General features: G+C 62.0%; 21 protein-coding genes, 4 tRNA genes, 1 rRNA gene and 1 other annotated feature (1 of these 27 running past the window's edge). All 26 genes read right to left on the reverse strand.

Features of this window, described 5'->3' with window-relative positions:
- Nucleotides 1–11: 11 nt before the first annotated feature.
- The 26 genes from rplV to rrf all read right to left on the reverse strand — a co-directional run bounded on the left by rplV (nt 12) and on the right by rrf (nt 22971).
- Nucleotides 12–344, reverse strand: coding sequence for a 50S ribosomal protein L22 (gene rplV / locus KPL81_RS04160; RefSeq protein ID WP_097790618.1), 333 nt, complete (start codon nt 342–344; stop codon nt 12–14).
- Nucleotides 345–362: 18 nt separating this feature from the next.
- Complete coding sequence (gene rpsS / locus KPL81_RS04165) at nt 363–638, reverse strand: 30S ribosomal protein S19 (protein WP_009098993.1); 276 nt, start codon at nt 636–638, stop codon at nt 363–365.
- Between the two features lie 22 nt (nt 639–660).
- Nucleotides 661–1488 carry a 50S ribosomal protein L2 gene (gene rplB / locus KPL81_RS04170; RefSeq protein WP_209474199.1) on the reverse strand — a complete coding sequence of 276 codons (828 nt, stop codon included), beginning with the start codon at nt 1486–1488 and terminating at the stop codon, nt 661–663.
- Between the two features lie 17 nt (nt 1489–1505).
- Complete coding sequence (rplW, locus tag KPL81_RS04175) at nt 1506–1802, reverse strand: 50S ribosomal protein L23 (protein ID WP_010626469.1); 297 nt, start codon at nt 1800–1802, stop codon at nt 1506–1508.
- On the reverse strand, nt 1799–2404 hold the full coding sequence (rplD, locus tag KPL81_RS04180; RefSeq protein ID WP_209474201.1) for a 50S ribosomal protein L4: 606 nt from the start codon (nt 2402–2404) through the stop codon (nt 1799–1801). Before rplD ends, rplW begins: the two co-directional genes overlap by 4 nt.
- A 14-nt stretch (nt 2405–2418) precedes the next feature.
- On the reverse strand, nt 2419–3057 hold the full coding sequence (rplC, locus tag KPL81_RS04185; RefSeq protein WP_219790777.1) for a 50S ribosomal protein L3: 639 nt from the start codon (nt 3055–3057) through the stop codon (nt 2419–2421).
- Nucleotides 3058–3206: 149 nt separating this feature from the next.
- Complete coding sequence (gene rpsJ / locus KPL81_RS04190) at nt 3207–3518, reverse strand: 30S ribosomal protein S10 (RefSeq protein ID WP_010626466.1); 312 nt, start codon at nt 3516–3518, stop codon at nt 3207–3209.
- A 165-nt stretch (nt 3519–3683) separates the two neighbouring features.
- On the reverse strand, nt 3684–4877 hold the full coding sequence (gene tuf, locus KPL81_RS04195; RefSeq protein WP_209474204.1) for an elongation factor Tu: 1194 nt from the start codon (nt 4875–4877) through the stop codon (nt 3684–3686).
- A gap of 29 nt (nt 4878–4906) precedes the next feature.
- Nucleotides 4907–7027 carry an elongation factor G gene (gene fusA / locus KPL81_RS04200; protein ID WP_209474206.1) on the reverse strand — a complete coding sequence of 707 codons (2121 nt, stop codon included), beginning with the start codon at nt 7025–7027 and terminating at the stop codon, nt 4907–4909.
- 45 nt (nt 7028–7072) lie between these two features.
- A complete protein-coding gene (rpsG, locus tag KPL81_RS04205) occupies nt 7073–7543 on the reverse strand; it encodes a 30S ribosomal protein S7 (protein WP_159554817.1) in 471 nt (156 codons plus the stop codon).
- 125 nt (nt 7544–7668) lie between these two features.
- The gene (gene rpsL / locus KPL81_RS04210) at nt 7669–8043 is read right to left on the reverse strand and encodes a 30S ribosomal protein S12 (protein WP_010626462.1); all 375 of its coding nucleotides are present in this window, start codon (nt 8041–8043) and stop codon (nt 7669–7671) included.
- A gap of 136 nt (nt 8044–8179) precedes the next feature.
- Nucleotides 8180–12400, reverse strand: coding sequence for a DNA-directed RNA polymerase subunit beta' (gene rpoC, locus KPL81_RS04215; RefSeq protein ID WP_219790778.1), 4221 nt, complete (start codon nt 12398–12400; stop codon nt 8180–8182).
- A gap of 11 nt (nt 12401–12411) precedes the next feature.
- On the reverse strand, nt 12412–16491 hold the full coding sequence (gene rpoB, locus KPL81_RS04220; protein WP_219790779.1) for a DNA-directed RNA polymerase subunit beta: 4080 nt from the start codon (nt 16489–16491) through the stop codon (nt 12412–12414).
- Between the two features lie 232 nt (nt 16492–16723).
- A complete protein-coding gene (gene rplL / locus KPL81_RS04225; RefSeq protein ID WP_111413331.1) occupies nt 16724–17098 on the reverse strand; it encodes a 50S ribosomal protein L7/L12 in 375 nt (124 codons plus the stop codon).
- Nucleotides 17099–17188: 90 nt separating this feature from the next.
- Complete coding sequence (gene rplJ / locus KPL81_RS04230) at nt 17189–17692, reverse strand: 50S ribosomal protein L10 (protein WP_209474211.1); 504 nt, start codon at nt 17690–17692, stop codon at nt 17189–17191.
- A gap of 264 nt (nt 17693–17956) precedes the next feature.
- Nucleotides 17957–18649, reverse strand: a complete 693-nt coding sequence (gene rplA, locus KPL81_RS04235) for a 50S ribosomal protein L1 (RefSeq protein WP_010626457.1) — start codon at nt 18647–18649, stop codon at nt 17957–17959.
- Between the two features lie 2 nt (nt 18650–18651).
- Nucleotides 18652–19083: a 50S ribosomal protein L11 gene (gene rplK / locus KPL81_RS04240; RefSeq protein WP_071943762.1), complete on the reverse strand. Its 432-nt coding sequence runs from the start codon at nt 19081–19083 to the stop codon at nt 18652–18654.
- A gap of 92 nt (nt 19084–19175) precedes the next feature.
- Nucleotides 19176–19709: a transcription termination/antitermination protein NusG gene (nusG, locus tag KPL81_RS04245; RefSeq protein WP_209474213.1), complete on the reverse strand. Its 534-nt coding sequence runs from the start codon at nt 19707–19709 to the stop codon at nt 19176–19178.
- 8 nt (nt 19710–19717) lie between these two features.
- A complete protein-coding gene (secE, locus tag KPL81_RS04250; protein WP_219790780.1) occupies nt 19718–20086 on the reverse strand; it encodes a preprotein translocase subunit SecE in 369 nt (122 codons plus the stop codon).
- 68 nt (nt 20087–20154) lie between these two features.
- A tRNA-Trp gene (locus KPL81_RS04255) sits at nt 20155–20230 on the reverse strand.
- A gap of 144 nt (nt 20231–20374) precedes the next feature.
- Nucleotides 20375–20449: transfer RNA gene (locus KPL81_RS04260), tRNA-Thr, on the reverse strand.
- Between the two features lie 40 nt (nt 20450–20489).
- Nucleotides 20490–20563 (reverse strand) — tRNA-Gly (locus KPL81_RS04265).
- Between the two features lie 47 nt (nt 20564–20610).
- A tRNA-Tyr gene (locus KPL81_RS04270) sits at nt 20611–20694 on the reverse strand.
- 117 nt (nt 20695–20811) lie between these two features.
- Nucleotides 20812–21651 (reverse strand): type III pantothenate kinase, encoded by an 840-nt coding sequence (locus KPL81_RS04275; RefSeq protein WP_209474217.1) that lies wholly within the window; start codon nt 21649–21651, stop codon nt 20812–20814.
- Nucleotides 21648–22631 carry a biotin--[acetyl-CoA-carboxylase] ligase gene (locus KPL81_RS04280; RefSeq protein WP_219790781.1) on the reverse strand — a complete coding sequence of 328 codons (984 nt, stop codon included), beginning with the start codon at nt 22629–22631 and terminating at the stop codon, nt 21648–21650. The genes KPL81_RS04275 and KPL81_RS04280 overlap by 4 nt, the downstream gene beginning before the upstream one ends.
- Nucleotides 22632–22855: 224 nt before the next feature.
- Nucleotides 22856–22971, reverse strand: a 5S ribosomal RNA gene (rrf, locus tag KPL81_RS04285).
- Between the two features lie 102 nt (nt 22972–23073).
- Nucleotides 23074–25517: a sequence feature (mutual gap in cmsearch alignment for this rRNA model is longer than 100), on the reverse strand (it continues 174 nt past the right edge of the window).

The following is a 25517-nucleotide window of genomic DNA, read 5'->3' on the forward strand; positions in this document are numbered from 1 at the left end:
CTGGTCGACTCCTACTTCTCGGCTACCTTGACGGTGATGTGGCAGGTGCGCTTCAGGATGCGATCCGCACGGCCCTTGGCGCGCGGACGGATGCGCTTGAGCGTCATGCCCTCATCGACGCAGATGGTCGAGACACGCAGCTCGTCGATATCCATGCCGTTGTTTTCTTCCGCATTCGCGATGGCGGACTGCAGCACCTTCTTGACCAGCTTGGCAGCCTTCTTCGGCGAGAAGGTCAGCAGGTCGAGCGCCTCGGCGACCGGTTTACCGCGCACCTGGTCAGCCACCAAACGGGCCTTCTGGGCGGATAAACGAGCGCCACGCAGCTTAGCTGTGACTTCCATCTCTCAATCCTCTCTGGCTTACCGTTTGGCTTTCTTGTCCGCCGCATGACCGCGATAGGTGCGGGTGGCAGCGAATTCGCCCAGCTTGTGGCCAACCATTTCCTCGGAGACGTGCACCGGGACGTGTTGGCGACCGTTATGGACAGCAATGGTGAGCCCGACCATGTTCGGCAGGATCATGGAACGACGCGACCAGGTCTTGATCGGTTTGCGGTCGTTCTTCTCCACTGCAGCCTCAACCTTCTTCAGCAGATGAAGGTCGATAAAAGGACCTTTCTTCAGTGAACGTGGCACAGCCGTTACCCCTTAATGTCTGTTACTTGGCCTTGCGGCGGCGAACGATCAGCGCGTCAGTGCGCTTGTTCTTGCGGGTCTTGTGGCCCTTGGTGGGCACGCCCCACGGCGTCACCGGATGACGACCACCGCTGGTGCGGCCTTCACCGCCACCGTGCGGGTGATCCACCGGGTTCATGGCCACACCGCGAACGGTCGGACGCACGCCTCTCCAGCGCTTCGCACCGGCCTTGCCAAGTTGACGCAGGCTGTGCTCAGAGTTGCTCACTTCACCCAGGGTCGCACGGCAGTCGGCCAGGACCTTGCGCATCTCGCCGGAGCGCAGACGCAGGGTCGCATAGCTGCCTTCACGGGCGACCAGCTGGGCGCTGGTACCGGCACTGCGAGCCAGCTGCGCACCCTTGCCGGGCTTGAGCTCGATGCAGTGAACGGTGGAACCCAGCGGGATGTTGCGCAGCGGAAGGGTGTTACCCTTCTTGATCGCCGCATTCACGCCGGACTCGAGACGGTCGCCTGCACTCACGCCCTTCGGCGCGATGATGTAGCGACGCTCGCCGTCCAGGTACTTCAGCAGCGCGATGTGGGCGCTGCGGTTGGGATCGTATTCGAGACGCTCGACGACGGCGGGAACGCCATCCTTGGTGCGCTTGAAGTCGATCAGCCGGTAGTGCTGACGGTGACCACCGCCCACGTGGCGGGTGGTGATGCGACCGTTGTTGTTACGACCACCGCTGCGCGACTGCTTCTCGAGCAGCGGCGCATAGGGCTTGCCCTTGTGCAGCTCGTCGCTGACGACCTTGACGAGGTGGCGACGACCGGCGGATGTGGGTTTTGTCTTGACGATTGCCATGATCCGTACTCCTGCCCTTATTCGGCGCCAGTGAAGTCTTCGAGCGTCTCACCAGCAGCCAGGGTCACGTAGGCCTTGCGGTAGCCCTGGCGGCGGCCCAGACCGTGCGCGCTGCGCTTGGTCTTGCCCTTCATGTTCAGCACCTGGACGCGATCGACCTTCTTGCCAAACAGCACCTGCACGGCCTGCTTGATTTCCGGCTTGGTCGCGTCACTGGCCACCTTGAACACATACTGGTTGCGCTCGGCGGCGAAAGCGGCCTTCTCGGTCACGTGCGGACCGAGCAGAACCTTGAATACGCGCTCCTGGTTCATGCCAGCTTCTCCTCGAATTTACGCAGAGCAGAGACGGTGACCAGCACCTTGTCGAAGGCGATCAGGCTCACCGGATCGGCGGCAGCCACGTCCACCACATCCACGTTCGGGATGTTGCGGGCGGCCAGGTAAAGTTTCTCGTCGACTTCCTCGGTGACGATCAGCGCCTTTTCCAGGCCCAGCTCACCCAGCTTGGCGACCAGCTGCTTGGTCTTGGGCGCATCGACGGTGAACTCGTCGATGGCGACCAGGCGTTCCTGACGCACCAGCTCGGACAGGATGGATCGCATCGCGGCGCGATACATCTTGCGGTTGACCTTCTGCGAGTGGTCCTGCGGACGCGCGGCGAAGGTCACGCCGCCGCTGCGCCACAGCGGCGAGCGGATGGTGCCGGCACGTGCACGCCCGGTACCCTTCTGGCGCCACGGCTTCTTGCCGCCACCACGCACGTCGGAACGGTTCTTCTGGGCGCGAGTGCCCTGGCGCGCACCGGCCAGATAGGCGGTCACGACCTGGTGAACCAGCGCCTCGTTGAATTCTTTGCCAAAGGTGGCGTCGGCGACTTCGACAGTACCCGCGCCTGCAGCAAGATTCAGATTCATCGGTTCTATCCCCTTCAGCCAGCTTTGACGGCGCTGCGTACGATGACGTCGCTGCCGGTAGCACCGGGCACGGCGCCCTTGATCAGCAGCAGGTTGCGCTCGGCATCGACCCGCACGACTTCAAGGCTCTGCACGGTGCAGCGGACGTTGCCCATCTGACCGGCCATCTTCTTGCCCTTGAACACACGACCCGGGGTCTGACACATGCCGATGGAACCCGGCGCACGATGCGACAGGGAGTTGCCGTGGGTGGCATCCTGGGTACGGAAATTCCAGCGCTTGACGGCGCCCTGGAAGCCCTTGCCCTTGGAGGTGCCGGTCACGTCGACCTTCTGACCAGCTTCGAAGAGGGATACGGTGAGTTCGCCGCCCACTTCCGGTGCCTCATCGCCTTCGGCGACGCGGAACTCCATCAGTGAACGACCGGCCTCGATACCTGCCTTGGCGTACTGACCTGCTTGCGCCTTGGTAAGGTGCTTGGCCTTGCGGGAGCCGGTTGTGACCTGAATCGCCGCGTAGCCGTCGGACTCGACGGTCTTGACGCTGGTGACGCGATTCGGCTCAACCTCGATCACGGTTACGGGCACGGAGGCGCCATCTTCGGTAAAGACACGGGTCATACCGGCCTTTCTACCGACCAAACCGATAGTCATTCTCAGTCTCCTTTAGTGTACGGGGCTATCACCCGCTATGGCTGCCCTTTCCAGAGCATTCCACTAGCACGTTGTATGACGCCATCTCGGCGTGGCGGCTGCTGCTCCAAGGTGTCGGAAGAGCGCTGGGCCGCGGGTGTCTAGTGTGGTTAGTCGAGCTTGATCTGCACGTCCACGCCAGCGGCGAGGTCGAGCTTCATCAGGGCATCGACGGTCTTCTCGGTCGGCTCGACGATATCGAGCACGCGCTTGTGAGTGCGAATCTCGTACTGGTCGCGCGCGTCCTTGTTGACGTGCGGCGAGATCAGCACGGTGTAGCGCTCACGATTGGTCGGCAGCGGAATCGGACCGCGCACCTGGGCGCCAGTACGCTTGGCGGTATCAACGATCTCCGCGGCGGACTGGTCGATCAGGCGATGGTCGAAGGCCTTCAACCGAATGCGAATCTTCTGGTTCTGCATTTGCCCTAAACTCCAATGGAAGTCGACGGCAATCTGCCGCCTACCCACGCATTCAAAGGATGCGCATTATATGCATGCCCGAGGCCGGAGTCAAACAACTCCGCTCGGGTGCGCAGAAAGGGGGCCCCTTGCGGAGCCCCCTTCGATCGATCAGAAGCCCAGGGCTTACTTGATGATCTTGGCCACGACGCCGGCGCCGACGGTACGACCGCCTTCACGAATGGCGAAGCGCAGACCTTCGTCCATGGCGATCGGGGCGATCAGGGTCACGACCATCTGGACGTTGTCGCCCGGCATGACCATCTCGACGCCTTCCGGCAGTTCACAGGTACCGGTCACGTCAGTGGTACGGAAGTAGAACTGCGGACGATAGCCCTTGAAGAACGGGGTGTGACGACCACCCTCTTCCTTGGACAGTACGTAGACTTCGGCTTCGAAGACGGTGTGCGGGGTGATGGTGCCGGGCTTGGCCAGCACCTGACCACGCTCGACCTCGTCACGCTTGGTGCCGCGCAGCAGGGCACCGACGTTCTCGCCAGCACGACCTTCGTCGAGCAGCTTGCGGAACATCTCGACACCGGTAACGGTCGTCTTGGTGGTGTCCTTGATACCGACGATCTCAACTTCCTCGCCGGCCTTGACGATGCCACGCTCGATACGACCGGTGACCACGGTGCCGCGACCAGAGATGGAGAAGACGTCCTCGATCGGCATCAGGAACGGCTGATCGATGGCACGCTCCGGCTCCGGAATATAGTCATCCAGGGCCTTGATCAGGTTGGCCACCGCGGTGGTGCCCATGCCGTTCTCGTCTTCGCCGTTCAGCGCCATCAGCGCGGAACCGGTGATGATCGGAGTGTCGTCACCCGGGAAGTCGTACTCGTTGAGAAGCTCGCGCACTTCCATCTCGACCAGCTCGAGCAGCTCTTCGTCGTCGACCATGTCGGCCTTGTTCAGGAACACGACGATGTACGGCACGCCGACCTGACGCGACAGCAGGATGTGCTCGCGAGTCTGCGGCATGGGGCCGTCGGCAGCGGAACAGACCAGGATGGCGCCGTCCATCTGGGCAGCACCGGTGATCATGTTCTTGACGTAGTCGGCGTGTCCCGGGCAGTCGACGTGCGCGTAGTGGCGCTGCTCGGACTGGTACTCGACGTGGGAGGTGGCGATGGTGATACCACGCTCACGCTCTTCCGGCGCGTTGTCGATGGAGTCGAACTGACGCCATTCACCGCCGAAGACCTCAGCCGAAACGCGAGTCAGGGCCGCAGTCAGAGTGGTCTTGCCGTGGTCGACGTGACCGATGGTGCCGACGTTGACGTGCGGTTTGGAACGTTCGAATTTTTCCTTAGCCACTTCGATAACCTCTTTACGTTTGCTAGCGGTTAGCCTTTCTGGTTGATGACGGCTTCAACGATGCTGGAGGGCGCCTCTTCGTAGCTCGCGAACTCCATAGTGTAGCTCGCACGACCCTGGGTCTGAGAACGCAGATCGGTCGCATAACCGAACATCTCGCCCAGAGGCACCATCGCGCGGATGACCTTGCCGGAGGAAGAGTCATCCATGCCCTGCACCAGACCACGGCGACGGTTCAAGTCACCCATGACGTCACCCATGAAATCCTCGGGCGTCACGACCTCGACTCTCATCACCGGCTCCAGCAGCACGGCCTTGGCCTTGCGCGCCCCTTCCTTGACAGCCATGGAAGAGGCAACCTTGAACGCGTTCTCGTTCGAGTCCACGTCATGGTAGGAACCATCGTACAGCGTGACCTTGACGTCGATCATCGGGTAACCCGCGATGACGCCGTTCTGCAGCTGCTCGTAGGCCCCTTTCTCGACGGCACCCACGTATTCCTTGGGTACCACACCGCCGACGATCTCGGAAGCGAACTTGAAGTGCATGTCTTCGTCTTCGCCCTTGTCCGCCTCGGTGAGCGGCTCGATACGCAGCCAGACATGGCCGTACTGGCCACGACCGCCGGACTGACGCACGAACTTGCCTTCCTGCTCGACCTTGCCGCGAATGGTCTCGCGGTAGGCGACCTGCGGCTTGCCGATATTGGCTTCGACCTTGAACTCGCGACGCATGCGGTCAACGATGATGTCCAGGTGCAGTTCGCCCATGCCGGAGATGATGGTCTGACCGGTCTCTTCGTCGGTCTTGACGCGGAAGGACGGATCCTCCTGGGCCAGCTTGCCCAGCGCCACGCCCATCTTCTCCTGGTCGGCCTTGGATTTCGGCTCCACCGCCACGGAGATCACCGGATCGGGGAACTCCATGCGCTCGAGGATGATCTTGTTTTCGAGATCGCACAGGGTGTCACCGGTGGTGACGTCCTTGAGGCCGATACAGGCAGCAATGTCGCCAGCGCGAACCTCTTTGATCTCTTCACGCGAGTTGGCGTGCATCTGCACGATACGCCCCACGCGCTCTTTCTTCTGCTTGACCGAGTTGAATACGCTGTCACCGGAGTTGAGCACCCCGGAGTAGACGCGAATGAAGGTCAGGGTGCCGACGAAGGGATCGGTGGCGATCTTGAACGCCAGCGCAGCGAAAGGCGCGTTGTCGTCCGCTTCGCGGGTCTCGATCGTGCCGTCCTTGTCGTCCAGCTCACCCTCGATGGCCTTGACCTCGGTGGGTGACGGCATGTATTCGATGACGCCGTCGAGCACCGCCTGCACGCCCTTGTTCTTGAACGCAGAGCCGCAGGTGACCAGCACGACCTCGTTGTCCAGGGTACGGCGGCGCAGACCGGCCTTGATCTCCTCGATGGAGAGCTCGCCCTCCTCGAGGTACTTGTCCATCAACTCTTCAGAGGCCTCGGCCGCGGCTTCGACCATCTGCTCGCGGTACTCCTCGGCGGTCTCCTGGAGCTCGGCCGGAATGTCGACCAGCTCGTAGTTCATGCCGAGGCTTTCCTCGTCCCACAGGATGGCCTTCATCTGGATCAGATCGATGACGCCCTTGAACTCCTCCTCGGTGCCCCAGTTGATCTGGATCGGCACGGCATTGGCGTTCAGGCGCTTCTTGAGCTGATCGACGACCATGAAGAAGTCGGCGCCGGTACGGTCCATCTTGTTGACGAACACCATGCGCGGCACTTCGTACTTGTTGGCCTGGCGCCACACGGTCTCGGTCTGCGGCTGCACGCCGGACGAGCCGCACAGCACCACGACGGCACCGTCGAGCACGCGCAGGGAACGCTCCACCTCGATGGTGAAGTCGACGTGCCCCGGGGTGTCGATGATGTTGATGCGGTGCTCGTCGAACTGCTTGTTCATGCCCTGCCAGAAGCAGGTGGTCGCCGCAGAAGTGATGGTGATGCCACGCTCCTGCTCCTGCTCCATCCAGTCCATGGTGGCCGCGCCGTCATGAACTTCGCCCACCTTGTGGGAGAGACCGGTGTAGAACAGGACACGTTCGGTCGTGGTGGTCTTGCCGGCATCGACGTGAGCGACGATGCCGATGTTGCGATAGCGGTTGAGTGGAGTCTTGCGAGCCACGGTGGAACTCCCCGTTGATTGGCGATGCGTTTAGAAGCGCGGCACTTAGAAACGGTAGTGCGAGAACGCCTTGTTGGCCTCGGCCATGCGATGCACGTCTTCACGCTTCTTGACCGCGGAGCCCTTGCCTTCGGCGGCATCCAGCATCTCGCCAGCGAGGCGCTGCACCATGGTCTTCTCACCGCGCTTGCGCGCCGCATCCACCAGCCAGCGCATGGCCAGCGCCTGGCGACGCGAGGGACGAACCTCTACCGGCACCTGATAGGTCGCACCGCCAACGCGGCGGGACTTGACCTCGACCATCGGCTGGATGGCTTCCAGCGCGCGATCGAAGATGTCCAGCGGCTCTTCTTTACTGCGCTCGGCAACCGTGTCCAGCGCACCATAGACGATGCGCTCAGCTGTGGACTTCTTGCCGCTGACCATCAGGTGGTTCATGAACTTGGCCAGGCGCTCACTTCCGAACTTGGGATCCGGCAGGATCTCGCGCTTGGCTACAACTCTTCTTCTAGGCATGACAAGCCCTCTATCGAAGGGTCTTTCAGGCAAACCCGGCACACCCGCACGCTCTCACCGAGCCCGCGACGACCGGCCTTACTCTTATCAGACCGAAATAAATGTCGTTAGCGCAACAAAGTCGATCAGGACTTCGGACGCTTGGTACCGTACTTGGAACGGCCCTGCTTACGATTCTGCACGCCGGAGGTGTCGAGGGCGCCGCGCACGGTGTGGTAACGCACACCCGGCAAGTCCTTGACACGACCGCCGCGGATCAGAACGACGGAGTGTTCCTGAAGGTTGTGACCCTCACCACCGATGTAGGACGAAACCTCGAACCCGTTGGTCAGACGCACGCGGCAGACCTTACGCAGGGCCGAGTTCGGCTTCTTCGGGGTAGTGGTGTAGACGCGGGTGCAGACGCCGCGCTTCTGTGGGCAGGCCTGCAGCGCCGGCACGTCGCTCTTGGCGGCGGGGCGCTTGCGCGGCTTGCGCACGAGCTGATTGATCGTTGCCATGTTGTGTAGCTGACTCCAATGGTTGCCTTGCCTTTTCGTGGACGCGGGCGCACCCACCCCACTATTAAAGGCTGCGAATTCTAAGGTCTAACAGGGTGGGGCGTCAAGCGATTGACCGCCTGACGCCCCTGCCCGCCTACAGCTCGTCGTCGTCCGAATCGAGGGCGGTGAGCTGGGCACCCAGCTCCTGCTCGACGTCGAAGGCCGACGGGTGGAGCAGACGCTCGGTATCTTCCCGCTTGCGGCGACGCTCCTGGTGATGCGCCAGCCCCGTTCCCGCCGGGATCAGGCGACCGACCACCACGTTCTCCTTCAGGCCACGCAGGTAGTCGCGCTTGCCGGTAACCGCCGCCTCGGTCAGCACCCGCGTGGTCTCCTGGAAGGAGGCCGCGGAGATGAACGATTCGGTGGCCAGGCTGGCCTTGGTGATACCCAGCAGCACGCGCTGGTATTTGGCCGGGAACTTCTCGGCCTGTTCCATCCGCGCATTTTCCTCGAGCACCTTGACCAACTCGACCTGGTCCCCCGGAATGAACTCGGAGTCGCCGGAGTCGGTGATCTCCACCTTGCGCAGCATCTGACGCACGATCACCTCGATGTGCTTGTCGTTGATGCCCACGCCCTGCAGGCGATAGACCTCCTGGATCTCGGCGGTGATGTACTTGGCCAGCTCCGCCACGCCCAACAGCCGCAGGATGTCGTGCGGGTTGCTCGGACCGTCGGAGATCACCTCGCCTTTCTCCACGGTCTCGCCTTCGAAGACCGCGATCTGGCGCCACTTCGGGATCAGCATCTCGAACGGATCGCTGCCGTCGTCGGGCGTGATCGTCAGGCGGCGCTTGCCCTTGGTCTCCTTGCCGAAGCTGATCGTACCGCTGACTTCGGCGAGGATGGCCGGCTCCTTCGGCTTGCGCGCCTCGAACAGGTCGGCCACCCGCGGCAGACCACCGGTGATGTCCTTGTTGCCGGACGCCTCCACCGGGATACGCGCAACGATCTCGCCGATGCCGATCTGAGCGCCATTGTCGACCGAGACGATGGCCTTGCCCGGCAGCAGGTACTGCACCGGGGTGTTGGAACCCGCCACGCTGACCGGCTCGCCGCTCTCGTCGGTGAGCAGGATCATCGGCCGGCTGTCGCGACCAGCCTGCGGGCGTGCCGCCGACTCGATCACCTCGATCGAGGAGAGGCCGGTCATCTCGTCCACGCTGCGGTGGATGGTGACCCCGTCGACCATGTCGACGTACTGCACCTTACCCTCGAGCTCGGCGATGATCGGGTGGGTGTGCGGATCCCACTTGGCCACCATCTGACCGGCCTCGACTGCCTCGCCGTCCTTGATCGACAGCTCGGCGCCGTAGGGCAGCTTGTAGTACTCGCGCTCGCGGCCATGCTCGTCGGCCACCGCCAGGGCGCTGGAGCGGGACACCACCACCAGCTTGCCGTCGTTGCGCTCGACGAACTTCATGTTGTGCAGGCGCACCTTGCCGCCGTGCTTCACCTGCACGCTGTCCACCGCCGAGGCACGCGATGCCGCGCCGCCGATGTGGAAGGTCCGCATGGTCAGCTGGGTACCCGGCTCACCGATCGACTGGGCGGCAATGACCCCCACCGCCTCGCCGATGTTGACCTGATGACCACGCGCCAGGTCGCGACCGTAGCACGAGGAGCAGACGCCGTGGGTCGATTCGCAGGTGATCGCGCTGCGCACCACGATCTCATCGACACCCATGGTGTCGAGACGCTCGCACCAGACCTCGTCGAGCAGGGTTCCCTTCTCGATCAGCACCTCGTCGGTGCTGGGGTCGATGACGTCCTGGGCCACTACGCGGCCGAGCACGCGCTGCGCCAGCGAGACGATGATGTCGCCCCCCTCGATGACCGGATGCAAGGTCAGCCCCTGCTCGGTGCCGCAGTCGGGCTCGGTGATCACCATGTCCTGGGCGACATCGACCAGACGGCGGGTCAGGTAACCGGAGTTGGCGGTCTTGAGCGCCGTGTCCGCCAGACCCTTCCGCGCACCGTGGGTCGAGATGAAGTACTGCAGTACGTTCAGGCCCTCGCGGAAGTTGGCCACGATCGGCGTCTCGATGATCGAGCCGTCGGGCTTGGCCATCAGGCCGCGCATGCCCGCGAGCTGACGGATCTGGGCAGCACTACCACGCGCCCCGGAGTCGGCCATGATGAATACGCTGTTGAACGAATCCTGCTCGACCTCGTTGCCCTTGCGATCTACGACGGTTTCCTTGGAGATGCCCGCCATCATCGCCTTGGCCACCTTGTCGTTGGCCTTGGACCAGATGTCGATGACCTTGTTGTACTTCTCGCCCGCGGTCACGAGACCGGAGGAGAACTGATCCTCGATCTCCTTGACCTCGGCCTCGGCCGCCTCGACGATTTCCGTCTTGGCTTCGGGAATGACGAAGTCGTTGACACCGATGGAGGCGCCTGACCAGGTCGCCATGCGGAAGCCGGTATACATCAGCTGGTCGGCAAAGATGACCGTCGGCTTGAGACCGGCACGGCGATACACCTCGTTGAGAAGCTTCGAAATCGCCTTCTTCTTCATCGGCTGATCGACCAGCTCGAACGGCACGCCGTCGGGCAGGATGCGGAACAGCATGGCGCGACCCACGGTGGTGTCGTAGAGGGTGCGCGCGGTGCTGCGCTCGCCAGTCTCCTCGTCGATCAGCACCTCGGTCAGGCGCACCTTGACCCGCGCATGCAGCGATACGCTCTGGGTACCGAAGGCGCGCTCGACCTCGTTGAGGCCGGAGAACACCATGCCCTCGCCCTTGGCGTTGATCTTCTCGCGGGTCATGTAGTACAGGCCTAGTACCACGTCCTGGGACGGCACGATGATCGGATCACCGTTGGCCGGGGACAGCACGTTGTTGGTGGCCATCATCAGCGCACGCGCCTCGAGCTGGGCTTCCAGAGTCAGCGGTACGTGCACCGCCATCTGGTCGCCGTCGAAGTCGGCATTGTAGGCGGCACATACCAGCGGGTGCAGCTGGATTGCCTTGCCTTCGATCAGCAGCGGCTCGAACGCCTGGATACCCAGGCGGTGCAGGGTCGGCGCGCGGTTCAGCAGTACCGGGTGCTCGCGAATGACGTCGGCGAGAATGTCCCACACCTCGGGCAGCTCGCGCTCGACCATCTTCTTGGCCGCCTTGATGGTGGAGGCCTGGCCGTTGGCCTGCAGCTTCGAGTAGATGAACGGCTTGAACAGCTCGAGCGCCATCTTCTTGGGCAGACCGCACTGGTGCAGGCGCAGGGTCGGACCGACGGTAATGACCGAACGGCCGGAGTAGTCCACGCGCTTGCCCAGCAGGTTCTGGCGGAAACGCCCCTGCTTGCCCTTGATCATGTCGGCCAGCGACTTCAGCGGACGCTTGTTGGAGCCGGTGATGGCGCGACCGCGACGACCGTTGTCGAGCAGCGCATCGACCGCCTCCTGCAGCATGCGCTTCTCGTTGCGCACGATGATGTCCGGCGCATTGAGGTCGAGCAGCCGCTTGAGGCGGTTGTTGCGGTTGATCACCCGGCGGTACAGGTCGTTGAGGTCGGAGGTGGCGAAACGACCGCCGTCCAGCGGCACCAGCGGACGCAGGTCCGGCGGCAGCACCGGCAGCACCTCCATCACCATCCACGCCGGATCGTTGCCGGAGTTGAGGAAGGCCTCCAGCAGCTTGAGCCGCTTGGAGAGCTTCTTGATCTTGGTCTCGGAGTTGGTCTGCGGGATCTCCTCGCGCAGGCGGTCGACCTCCTCGGAGAGGTCGATATCCTTGAGCAGCGCCTGGATCGCCTCGGCACCCATGCGGGCGTCGAAATCGTCACCGAACTCCTCGAGGGCCTCGAAGTACTGCTCGTCGTTGAGCAGCTGGCCGCGCTCGAGCGTGGTCATGCCCGGGTCGATGACCACGAAGCTCTCGAAGTAGAGCACCCGCTCGATATCACGCAGGGTCATGTCGAGGAACATGCCGATGCGCGACGGCAGCGACTTGAGGAACCAGATGTGCGCCACCGGCGAGGCCAGCTCGATGTGGCCCATGCGCTCCCGGCGCACCGCCGCCTTGGTCACCTCGACGCCGCACTTCTCGCAGATGATGCCGCGGTGCTTCATGCGCTTGTACTTGCCGCACAGGCACTCGTAGTCCTTCACCGGGCCGAAGATCTTGGCGCAGAACAGCCCGTCCCGCTCCGGCTTGAAGGTGCGGTAGTTGATGGTCTCGGGCTTCTTGACCTCGCCGTAGGACCAGGAGCGAATCATGTCCGGAGAGGCGAGCGAGATCTTGATCGCGTCGAACTCTTCGGACTGTGACTGCGATTTGAGGACTTTCACCAAATCTTTCATGGAGTCGGCTCCTAGCTCTCTAACTCGATATCGATGCCCAGCGAACGGATTTCCTTCACCAACACGTTGAAGGATTCCGGCATGCCGGCATGCATGGTGTGGTCGCCGTCGACAATGCTCTTGTACATCTTGGTGCGACCTTCCACGTCGTCGGACTTCACCGTGAGCATCTCCTGGAGCGTGTAGGCCGCGCCGTAGGCTTCCAGCGCCCACACCTCCATCTCGCCGAAACGCTGGCCGCCGAACTGCGCCTTGCCGCCCAGCGGCTGCTGGGTGACGAGCGAGTAGGAACCAGTGGAACGGGCGTGCATCTTGTCGTCCACCAGGTGGTTGAGCTTGAGCATGTACATGTAGCCCACCGTCACCGGGCGGTCGAAGGCGTCGCCGGTACGCCCGTCGTACAGGGTCATCTGGCCGGAATCCGGCAGGTCGGCCAGGCGCAGCAGGTGCTTGATCTCACCTTCGGCAGCACCGTCGAATACCGGCGATGCCATCGGCACCCCGCCGCGCAGGTTCTTGGCCAGTGCAATGATCTCGTCGTCGGAGAGCGAGTCGAGATCCTCCACCCGGGTTCCCGTGGTGGAGTTGTAGACCTGCCCCAGGAACTCGCGAATCTCGGCCACCTGCTGGGCACGGGCATCGCGCAGCATGGCATCGATCTTGAGGCCAAGGCCCTGGGCAGCGAGCCCCAGGTGAGTCTCGAGGATCTGTCCCACGTTCATCCGCGACGGTACGCCCAGCGGGTTCAGGACGATGTCCACCGGCACGCCGTTGTCGTCGAAGGGCATGTCCTCCACCGGCATGATCGCAGAGATGACACCCTTGTTACCGTGACGGCCGGCCATCTTGTCGCCCGGCTGGATGCGGCGCTTGACCGCCATGTAGACCTTGACGATCTTGAGCACGCCGGGCGCCAGGTCGTCGCCCTGGGTCAGCTTGCGCTTCTTGTCCTCGAAGCGCTCTTCCATCTCCTTGCGGCGGTTCTCGAGCTGTTCGTCGGCCTGGGCCAGCAGCTCGTTGAGCGCCTCGTCCTGCAGCCGCAGCTTGAACCACTGCTGGCGCGGCAGCTCCTCCAGGTAGCTGTCGGAGAGCACGTCACCCTTCTTCAGCTTGGGACCGCCGTTGACCGGCTGCCCGGAGAGCGTGCGCTTGAGGCGCTCGAAGGTGGCGTCCTCGGCGATGCGGTAGGTCTCCTGCAGGTCCTTGCGCACCTCGTCGAGCTGCATCTGCTCGATGGCCAGTGCACGCGAGTCCTTCTCCACGCCGTCGCGAGTGAACACCTGAACGTCGATGACCGTGCCCTTCATGCCGGTCGGGGCACGCAGCGAGGTATCCTTCACGTCGCTGGCCTTCTCGCCGAAGATCGCCCGCAGCAGCTTCTCTTCCGGCGTCAGTTGGGTCTCGCCTTTAGGCGTAACCTTGCCCACCAGGATGTCACCCGGGCCGACCTCGGCACCGATATAGACCACGCCGGCTTCATCCAGCTTGGCCAATGCCGACTCGCCGACATTGGGGATATCGGAGGTGATCTCCTCCGGCCCCAGCTTGGTGTCGCGCGACACGCAGGTCAGCTCCTGGATATGGATGGTAGTGAAGCGGTCCTCCTGCACCACACGCTCCGAGAGCAGGATCGAGTCCTCGAAGTTGTAGCCGTTCCAGGGCATGAAGGCGATACGCATGTTCTGACCCAGGGCCAGGTCGCCCATGTCGACGGACGGACCGTCGGCCAGGATGTCGCCACGCGCCACGATGTCGCCAGGGCGCACGATAGGACGCTGGTTCATGCAGGTGTTCTGGTTGGAACGCACGTACTTGGTGAGGTTGTAGATGTCGACGCCGGCTTCGCCGCCAATGATCTCGTCCTCGTTGATACGCACCACGATGCGCTTGGCGTCCACCGAGTCGATCACCCCGCCGCGACGCGCCACGGCGCAGACGCCGGAATCGCGGGCGACGAAGCGCTCCATGCCAGTGCCGACCAGCGGCTTCTCGGCACGCAGCGTCGGTACCGCCTGGCGCTGCATGTTCGAGCCCATCAGGGCCCGGTTGGCATCGTCATGCTCGAGGAACGGGATCAGCGCGGCTGCCACGGAGACCACCTGGCGAGGTGACACGTCCATCAGCGTCACCTGCTCGGGACGCATGAAGGTGGTTTCGCCCTTGTGGCGCACCTGCACCAGATCATCGACCAGCTTGCCGGATTCGTCGACGCTGGCCGAGGCCTGGGCGATGATGAAGTCGCCCTCTTCGATCGCCGACAGGTGAACCACCTCGTCGGTCACTTGGCGATCCACCACCTTGCGGTACGGAGTTTCGAGGAAGCCATAGCTATTGGTGTGGCTGTAGGTCGCCAGCGAGTTGATCAGGCCGATGTTCGGACCTTCAGGGGTCTCGATCGGGCATAGGCGACCGTAGTGGGTGGCGTGAACGTCGCGCACCTCGAAGCCGGCCCGCTCGCGGGTCAGGCCGCCCGGGCCAAGCGCGGAAACACGGCGCTTGTGGGTGACCTCGGAAAGCGGGTTGTTCTGGTCCATGAACTGGGAGAGTTGGCTGGAGCCGAAGAACTCCTTGACCGCCGCGGCGACGGGCTTGGCGTTGATCAGATCTTGCGGCATCAGGCCTTCGCTCTCGGCCATGGAGAGGCGCTCCTTGACCGCGCGCTCGACGCGCACCAGGCCCACGCGGAACTGGTTCTCGGCCATCTCGCCGACGCAGCGAATGCGGCGGTTGCCCAGGTGATCGATATCGTCGACTTCGCCGAAGCCGTTGCGGATATAGATCAGTTCTTTGAGCACATCGAGGATGTCGCGATTGTCGAGCACCCCGGAACCGGTGTCGCCCTCACGACGCAGGCGACGGTTGAACTTCATGCGGCCGACGCCCGACAGGTCGTAGCGGTCCTCGGTGAAGAACAGGTTGTGGAACAGCGTCTCGGCGGCTTCCTTGGTGGGCGGCTCGCCGGGGCGCATCATGCGGTAGATCTCGACCAGCGCTTCCAGCTGCGAGCCGGTGGTGTCCAGGCGCAGGGTCTCGGAGATGAACGGACCGCAGTCCAGGTCATTGGTGTAGAGGGTCTCGAGCTTGGTAATGCCGGCCTGACCCAGCTTCTCGAGCAGCTCGGGCGTGATCACGCTATTGCAGGGGCAGATCAGCTCGCCGGTGTTCGGATCGACCTGATCCTTGGCCAGGGTCTTGCCGAATAGGTAGTCCATCGGCACCTCGAGACGCTCGAGGCCGGCCTTCTCCAGCTGGCGGATATGCTTCTGGGTGATGCGACGCCCTTCTTCCACGATAAGGTTGCCGTCGGCATCCTTGATGTCGAAAGTCGCGGTTTCGCCGCGCAGGCGCGACGGCACCAGATCCACAGAGAAGCCACTCTTCTCGATGTGGAAGGTGCTGGTGTCGAAGAACTCGTCGAGGATCTCCTCGGCGCTCATCCCCAGCGCGCGCAGCAGCACCGAGGCCGGCAGCTTGCGGCGACGGTCGATGCGCACGAAGACGTTGTCCTTGGGGTCGAATTCGAAGTCGAGCCAGGAGCCACGATACGGAATCACGCGGGCAGAATAGAGCAGCTTGCCCGACGAGTGGCTCTTGCCCTTGTCGTGGTCGAAGAACACGCCCGGCGAGCGGTGCAGCTGGGAAACGATGACCCGCTCGGTGCCGTTGACCACGAAGGTGCCGTTCTCGGTCATCAGGGGGATCTCCCCCATGTAGACTTCCTGCTCCTTGATGTCCTTGATGGCCTTGTTCGAGGAGTCGCGATCATAGATGATCAAGCGTACCTTGACCCGTAGCGGAGCGGAGTAGGTGACGCCACGCAGCTGGCACTCCTTGACATCGAACGCCGGGGTACCAAAGCGGTAGCTGACGTACTCGAGCGCTGCGTTGCCGGAGAAGCTCTCGATCGGGAACACGGACTTGAAGGCCGCGTGCAGCCCCACCTCGAGGCGCTCATCGGCCGAGCGGTCCTGCTGGAGGAAGTCGTAATAGGAATCAAGCTGGATCGCCAGCAGGTAGGGCACATCCATCACTTGGGGCAGTTTGCCGAAATCCTTGCGGATGCGTTTTTTCTCAGTGTATGAGTAAGCCATCTGTATTCCCCAGCTTGTTCACCATGGGTGACCGATGCGTGGTCGGCGCCGCCCGGCGGACCTCTCCGCCAGGCGCTGACGGCAAGCTCCACAGGGGTAGCTCGCCGTCGGGATTCTGCTAGCGACGCTGCGTCAGCAAGGCGCTAGTGCAACAGAAAAAGGCCGGCAGCGGGAAGGCCCGCCACCAGCCATGGAAGCTTACGCAGCGCGTGAAGCCATGGAAACCAAGGGGTTACTTGAGTTCCACAGTGGCGCCGGCTTCTTCCAGCTTCTTCTTGGCCTCTTCGGCCTCGTCCTTGGACATGGCTTCCTTGATGGTCGCCGGCGCGCCGTCGACGGCACCCTTGGCTTCCTTCAGGCCCAGGCCGGTGATCTCGCGAACGGCCTTGATCACGTTGACCTTCTTGTCGCCAGCGCTGGTAAGCACCAGGTCGAACTCGGTCTGCTCTTCGGCAGCGCCGGCGTCACCGCCAGCAGCCGGGCCGGCCACGACGGCGGCAGCGGCGGAAACGCCGAACTTCTCTTCCATCGCTTCGATCAGCTCGACGACTTCCATCACGGACATGTCGGCGACGGCGTTGATGATGTCTTCTTTGGTCAGTGCCATTTCGATGATTCCTAACTTTGCGGGAGCCTCGGCGCACCGAGTACTCGTCTGTTCAGTGTTCGATTCAGACAGCGGGAATGAGTTCGCCGATCAGGCGGCCTGTTCCTGCTTCTGGTCGCGCAGGGCGGCCAGCGTACGAACCAGCTTGCCGGCGGATGCCTCCTTCATGACGGACATCAGCTTGGCGATGGCCTCGTCGTAGGTCGGCAGGGTCGCCAGACGGTCGATGTCGCTTGCCGGGATCAGCTCGCCTTCGTAGGCCAGCGCCTTGACTTCGAAGTTCTTCTCATCCTTGGCGAAATCCTTGAACAGGCGAGCGGCAGCGCCCGGATGCTCAGTGGAAAACGCCAGCAGAGTCGGACCGACGAAGCTCTCGTTCAGGCACTCCCATTGAGTGCCCGAGAGGGCGCGGCGTGCCAGGGTGTTGCGAACAACACGGATCTGCACACCATTCTCGCGCGCCTGCTTGCGCAGACCGGTCATCTTTTCGACCGTAACGCCGCGAGAATCGGCAACTACGACGGAGAGAGCGCCCTTGGCCGCTTCACTGACCTCGGCAACAATCGCCTTCTTGCCTTCGAGTGCTAGTGGCACAGTGATCACTCCTTCGTGCCGGAACCACATGGGCTCCGGAGGTTACCATCTCTTCCGCCAACGCCAGGCGTCGACGGAAGTCCTGGGTGATGGTGCTCACCAGCGTTCTGGCGGCCACACCATCTGCGCAGGCACCCCTAGGGGAGATTAAGCCGCCCACTCGAGAGAGGGCGGCACCTGCGGTCTTTGACGGCGCCCCTCACGCCCTGACGGGTAAGACGTGCGGGGACCGCAAAGTTCTTGCAACTTCTTCTACCCGCGCCCTTAGACGAGAGCAGAGTGGTCGAGGGTCAGACCCGGGCCCATGGTAGTGGACAGGGTGACCTTCTTGAAATAGATACCCTTGGAAGTGCTCGGCTTGAGGCGCTTGAGGTCGGCAACCAGCGCTTCCAGGTTGCCCCGGATGGCATCGGCGTCGAAATCGACCTTACCCAGCGTGGTATGGATGATGCCGTTCTTGTCGGTACGGAAACGTACCTGACCGGCCTTGGCGTTCTTGACCGCTGTCGCCACGTCCGGTGTCACGGTACCCACCTTGGGGTTCGGCATCAGACCGCGCGGACCAAGGATCTGGCCCAGCTGGCCGACGACGCGCATGGCGTCCGGCGAGGCGATGACCACGTCGAAGTCGAGCTGCCCCTTCTTGACCTGCTCGGCCAGGTCATCCATGCCGACGATGTCGGCACCGGCTTCCTTGGCGGCATCGGCGTTGGCGCCCTGGGTGAACACGGCGACGCGAACGTCCTTGCCGGTCCCGTTGGGCATCACGGTCGCACCGCGCACCACCTGGTCGGACTTACGCGGATCGACGCCCAGATTGATGGCGACATCCAGCGACTCCTTGAACTTGACGGTGGAGAGCTCGGCGAGCAAGGCCACGGCCTCTTCCAGGCTGTACGCCTTGGAGGCATCGACCTTTTCGCGAATCATTTGTGCGCGCTTGGAAAGCTTGGCCATGATCAGAGACCCTCCACGTTCAGGCCCATGCTGCGGGCACTACCGGCAATGGTACGCACTGCGGCGTCGAGGTCGGCAGCCGTCAGGTCCGGCTCCTTGGTCTTGGCGATTTCCTCGAGCTGCTCGCGGGTCACGGTACCGACCTTCTTCTTGTTCGGCTCGCCGGAGCCGGACTTGATGCCAGCCGCCTTCTTCAGCAGGACCGCCGCCGGCGGGGTCTTGGTGATGAAGGTGAAGCTGCGGTCGGAATAGACGGTGATAACTACGGGAGTCGGCAGACCCGGCTCGATGTCCTGGGTCGCAGCGTTGAACGCCTTGCAGAACTCCATGATGTTGACACCGTGCTGACCCAGCGCGGGGCCCACGGGGGGACTCGGGTTGGCCTTACCAGCTGCCACCTGCAGCTTGATGTAAGCCTGTACTTTCTTGGCCATGATGCACTCCAGTTGGGTAATAGCGCCTTGCGGCTCCCCGGGTTAAACGGCCACCGTAGTGGCCGAGCAGTAAAGCCTGTCGTCGAGAACGGTTATTCCTTTTCGACCTGGGAAAACTCGAGCTCGACGGGCGTCGCCCTGCCGAAGATCAGTACGCTGACCTGCAGACGACTCTTGTCGTAGTTGACCTCTTCGACCACGCCGTTGAAATCGGCAAAAGGCCCGTCGATGACACGCACGGACTGACCCGGCTCGAACATCGTCTTGGGCCGCGGCTTGTCACTACCGTCCTTCACGCGGCGAAGAATGGCGTCGGCCTCACGCTGAGTGATCGGCGCCGGCTTCTCCTTGGTACCGCCAATGAAGCCCATGACACGGGGCGTCTCGTTGACCAGGTGCCAGGTCGCGTCATCCATTTCCATCTCGACCAGCACATAGCCGGGATAGAACTTGCGCTCACTCTTGCGGCGCTTGCCGTCACGCACCTCGACGACCTCTTCGGTCGGCACCAGGATCTCGCCAAAGCGATCTTCCATGCCATACATCTTCACGCGCTCCTTGAGGGAGCGCATGACATGCTTCTCGAAGCCGGAGTAGGCGTGAACGACGTACCAACGCTTGGACATGAAAACTCCTAACCGATGACGCCGGACATCGCCCAGCTAAGTAGGGTGTCGATCAGCCACAGCATCAGCCCGACGACCAAGACGGCAACCAGCACGATCGCGGTCGTCTGCACGGTCTCGGGTCGGGTCGGCCATACAACGCGCTGAATCTCTTTCTTGGCGTTCTTGGCCAGCTCGGCGAGGTCCCGCCCCCTGGCGGTCGTCAGCGCAACGACCGCAGCGCCCGCGCAGAGCACGACGACACCAAGCACACGATAGAGAAGCGCCTGGTCGGCAAAATAGGTATTCCCCACCACCGCCAGCACCACCAACGTAACGACAACCGCCCACTTGAGCCCGTCGTGGCGCGACTCCTGCACCTCGGCGTTGTGTTTCATGAAAACGAGACTCCTCAGAGTGCGGCAATCGAGTATGTTCGTATGAAGGATGCCAACCTGGGGAAGGTTGGCAGGCCAGGAGGGAATCGAACCCCCAACCTGCGGTTTTGGAGACCGCTGCTCTGCCAATTGAGCTACTGGCCTGTATCTGGTATGCATCACCTCTTGCAGGCCGCATGCACAACAGCGGGCGCCATGATAGCGGATGACTCGCCGACTGGCAACCCTCTCCCGACGAATGAGCGCCGCGAAGAAAAAGAAAGGCGAGCCTTTGCCCGCCTTTCGAATTGGAGCTCATGGACGGATTTGAACCGTCGACCTCACCCTTACCAAGGGTGTGCTCTACCCCTGAGCTACATGAGCAAAACCTCTGGCATCACCAACTAGCACTGTCGACAATACCTGGAGCGGGCAGCGGGAATCGAACCCGCATCATCAGCTTGGAAGGCTGAGGTTCTACCATTGAACTATGCCCGCCTACCCACTCTTTCCAACCCAGACCCCAAGGCCTTGGCCAGCATATCTGGTGGAGGGGGAAGGATTCGAACCTTCGAAGCTTTCGCGGCAGATTTACAGTCTGCTCCCTTTGGCCACTCGGGAACCCCTCCAGATGGCGGCCCATTCTACCGCCTGCCGAAACCATGTCAAGGGCTTATTTTTCAGCCACTTGCCACCTCAGTGACACAGAACCTCGCCACCTAGGCCTCGGAACGCGCTGCATTGTGTCAAAGCAGCATGGAGAATGCAAGGCCCGCCCGGATTTTTTCCAAGCCAGCCGGCGCGGGCACACGCGGCGCCCCAGACATGCGACCGGCACGCTCGGCAGCGGTCAGCGGAAAGCACGCCTCCAAGCCGCCATAAACCATATCGGGCCAGACCGCATGCGGAGAGTGCACCCCCCGCGCCACGACTCGCGCGTCTCCCCCGGTCAGCAGCATCGGCAACGCTACCCCTTCGCGATCGCAGACCTCGGCATAGATGCGGTTCACGGCACTGACGGCAGCGAGATAGATTCCGTGATTGACGGCCTCGACGGTTCGCTTGCCGGGAAGTAGCAGCTCCTCGGCCTCGCTATCGGGATCAATGGCAACGTTGCGCGTGCCGAGCTTGAGACTTTCCTTCATCAGACGCAGGCCTGGCAGAATATACCCGCCCAGATGGCGGCCGCCCGGGAGCACGAAATCGATGGTGATGGCACTACCACAGTCCACTGCACAACAACCGCCGGCCAACTGATAGCCGGCCAGCACGCCCATCCAGCGATCAACCCCCAACCGGTGCGGCTCCTCATAGCCGTTGACCACACCCAGCGCCTCGGGTACCGAACGCGCCACATGCACACCGCGCACTCGGCTCTGCAATAGCCTCACGGTCTGCTCCAGCACCGCCTGGCGAGCAACGCTGGAGATACGCACCGCCTCGACCACATCGAGATCCGGTATATCGGAACCTGGCTTCCACTCCTCGCGCGTCCAGACGGCTCCCCGCGAGCGAATTTCGCTGCTGTCGGCATCCTTCAGTCGCCACTTGGAAAGCGTATTGCCGATATCCAGGTCAAGGATCATGTACGCCCACGCACGCTGATCTCTCCTCCCCCAAGGCGTTCGCGACCGTCACCGTGACGAATCCACAGATTGCCTGACTCATCCACACTCTCGGCCGTCGCCACCAGCCGCTGCTGCCCTCGCAGCACGTCCACTTCACGGCCCTGAAAGGCATGGCGTACGTTCCACGCCTCCTGCCAGGCGGCGAACCCCACCTCTTCGTAGCCTGCCAGCAGAGGCAATAGCTCGTCCAGCAATTCGGTAGCTAGCTGGTTACGTGACAGCGTCGGCGCCTGATCATGCACTGCCGCCACTCGCTGCTCGATCTGTGCACGAAACCCTTCGGATAGGTTGAAGTTAATCCCCATGCCAACCACGACTTCGCAAGGCCCCCCCATGTCGCCACTGATCTCGACCAGGATGCCGGCCAGCTTGCCCAACTCTCCTCTCTCATTGGCCAGCAGAACATCGTTGGGCCACTTCAATCGCGGCTTCATGTCATGGCGTTCGAGTGCCTTGGCCAAGGCCACGCCCACCGCAAGACTCAACCCCTCCAGCGTCGCGACTCCGGACTCGAAACGCCAGCCCACCGACAGCATGAGCGCTCCCCCCCACGGGGTCGACCAGACGCGCCCGCGCCGACCACGCCCAGCACTCTGCTGCTCCACCAGGCACACCTCGCCATGCCCGGCCCCTTGAGCAAAGCGTTGGCGGATGAACTCGTTGCTGGAGGGCAATGTCTCCTCCACGAACAGCCTGGCGAGATGCTGGCGTCCGTGTCGCGACAGACCGGCGACGACCTTTCCACCATCCAACAGCTCCAATGGCATGGCCAGCCGATACCCCTGCCCCTTGACCGCCTCGAAAGGAATACCCAATGCCTCTAGCTTCTTCAGTTGTTTCCAGACCGCGGTGCGGGATACACCCAGCCGATCGCCCAACTGCTCGCCGGAGTGGAACTCTCCATCACTTAGCAGTCGAATGAGGTCGCCGATGGTCATGCCTGTAACCTAGCCGGGAAAAGATCCATTCTAGCGAACTGCCGCTTTCGCGGAAACGCGTTGTTTGGATAAAGAAAAAACCCCAGCCTCTTTCGAAGCTGGGGTTTGGGAAGAGATGGTGCCTGACGATGTTCGGGCCGTCCGGAGGGCGGTGCTCCGCTACTCTCCAGGACAGGCCCTAAACGACGAAACCCCGACCAGTTGGCCGGGGTTTCTGAAGAGATGCCTGACGATGACCTACTCTCGCATGGGGAGACCCCACACTACCATCGGCGCTGAGCGGTTTCACTGCTGAGTTCGGCATGGGATCAGGTGGTTCCCACTCGCTATGGTCGTCAGGCGAAAACGGTTGGAATCATGCTGACGCGATCGTCTCTGCCCGGCTCTCACTCAGGCGGCGTATCCGTCAATCGTGCGCGATGCGCAGACCCCTTGGGGTTATATGGTCAAGCCTCACGGGCCATTAGTATCGGTTAGCTCAACGCCTTGCAGCGCTTCCACACCCGACCTATCAACCAGCTGGTCTCGCTGGGCCCTTCAGGAGGCTCGAGGCCTCGGGGATGTCTCATCTTGAAGGGGGCTTCCCGCTTAGATGCCTTCAGCGGTTATCCCGTCCGCACGTAGCTACCCGGCAATGCCACTGGCGTGACAACCGGAACACCAGAGGTGCGTCCACTCCGGTCCTCTCGTACTAGGAGCAGCTCTTCTCAAACATCCAACGCCCACGGCAGATAGGGACCGAACTGTCTCACGACGTTCTAAACCCAGCTCGCGTACCACTTTAAATGGCGAACAGCCATACCCTTGGGACCGACTTCAGCCCCAGGATGTGATGAGCCGACATCGAGGTGCCAAACACCGCCGTCGATGTGAACTCTTGGGCGGTATCAGCCTGTTATCCCCGGAGTACCTTTTATCCGTTGAGCGATGGCCCTTCCATACAGAACCACCGGATCACTAGAACCTACTTTCGTACCTGCTCGACGTGTCTGTCTCGCAGTTAAGCACCCTTATGCTCTTGCACTCAATGCACGATTTCCGACCGTGCTGAGGGTACCTTCGTGCTCCTCCGTTACTCTTTGGGAGGAGACCGCCCCAGTCAAACTACCCACCACACACTGTCCTCGATCCGGATCACGGACCTGAGTTAGAACGCCAATGATGCCAGGCTGGTATTTCAAGGTTGGCTCCGCCCGAACTGGCGTCCGGGGTTCCTAGCCTCCCAGCTATCCTACACAAGCAACATCAGCGTCCAGTGTGAAGCTATAGTAAAGGTTCACGGGGTCTTTCCGTCTAGCCGCGGGTACACAGCATCTTCACTGCGATTTCAATTTCACTGAGTCTCGGGTGGAGACAGCGTGGCCATCATTACGCCATTCGTGCAGGTCGGAACTTACCCGACAAGGAATTTCGCTACCTTAGGACCGTTATAGTTACGGCCGCCGTTTACCGGGGCTTCGATCAAGAGCTTCGCCCGAGGGCTAACACCATCACTTAACCTTCCGGCACCGGGCAGGCGTCACACCCTATACGTCCGCTTACGCGTTGGCAGAGTGCTGTGTTTTTAATAAACAGTTGCAGCCACCTGGTATCTTCGACCGCCTCGTGCTCCGGCCGCGAGGGCCTTCACACTAACGCGGCGTGCCTTCTCCCGAAGTTACGGCACCATTTTGCCTAGTTCCTTCACCCGAGTTCTCTCAAGCGCCTGGGTATTCTCTACCTGACCACCTGTGTCGGTTTGGGGTACGGTCCCACTGTATCTGAAGCTTAGAGGCTTTTCCTGGAAGCGTGGCATCGATGACTTCCACCCCGTGGGGTGTTCGTCTCGCCTCTCGGCCTTGGGGATCCGGATTTGCCTGAATCCCCAGCCTACGGGCTTTCACCAGGACAACCAACGCCTGGCCCACCTAGCCTTCTTCGTCCCCCCATCGCAATACAGTGAGGTACGGGAATATTGACCCGTTTCCCATCGACTACGCCTTTCGGCCTCGCCTTAGGGGCCGACTCACTCTGCTCCGATTAGCGTCGAACAGAAACCCTTGGTCTTCCGGCGGGGGAGTTTTTCACTCCCCTTGTCGTTACTCATGTCAGCATTCGCACTCGTGATACCTCCAGCAGACTTCTCAATCCACCTTCGTCGGCTTACACGACGCTCCTCTACCGCGAGCATGCATCCTTGATACCACTCTCTCCACCCGACTCGACGTTCGGGAGGGCTTGGACGTCGCTTCGCGACGCCAATCGAATAGCATCAAGTGATGCATGCTCACCCGTAGCTTCGGTACCTGGTTTAGCCCCGTTACATCTTCCGCGCAGGCCGACTCGACTAGTGAGCTATTACGCTTTCTTTAAAGGATGGCTGCTTCTAAGCCAACCTCCTAGCTGTCTGAGCCTTCCCACATCGTTTCCCACTTAACCAGGATTTCGGGACCTTAGCTGACGGTCTGGGTTGTTTCCCTTTTCACGACGGACGTTAGCACCCGCCGTGTGTCTCCCACGCTGGCACTCACCGGTATTCGGAGTTTGCCTCGGGTTGGTAAGCCGGGATGGCCCCCTAGCCGAAACAGTGCTCTACCCCCGGTGGTGATACGTGAGGCGCTACCTAAATAGCTTTCGAGGAGAACCAGCTATCTCCGGGCTTGATTAGCCTTTCACTCCGATCCACAAGTCATCCAAATCTTTTTCAACAGATCCTGGTTCGGTCCTCCAGTTGATGTTACTCAACCTTCAACCTGCTCATGGATAGATCGCCCGGTTTCGGGTCTATTTCCAGCGACTGGTCGCCCAGTTAAGACTCGGTTTCCCTACGCCTCCCCTATTCGGTTAAGCTCGCCACTGAAAATAAGTCGCTGACCCATTATACAAAAGGTACGCGGTCACAGAACG

The organism is Billgrantia antri (assembly GCF_019430905.1).
GTDB lineage: Bacteria > Pseudomonadota > Gammaproteobacteria > Pseudomonadales > Halomonadaceae > Halomonas > Halomonas antri.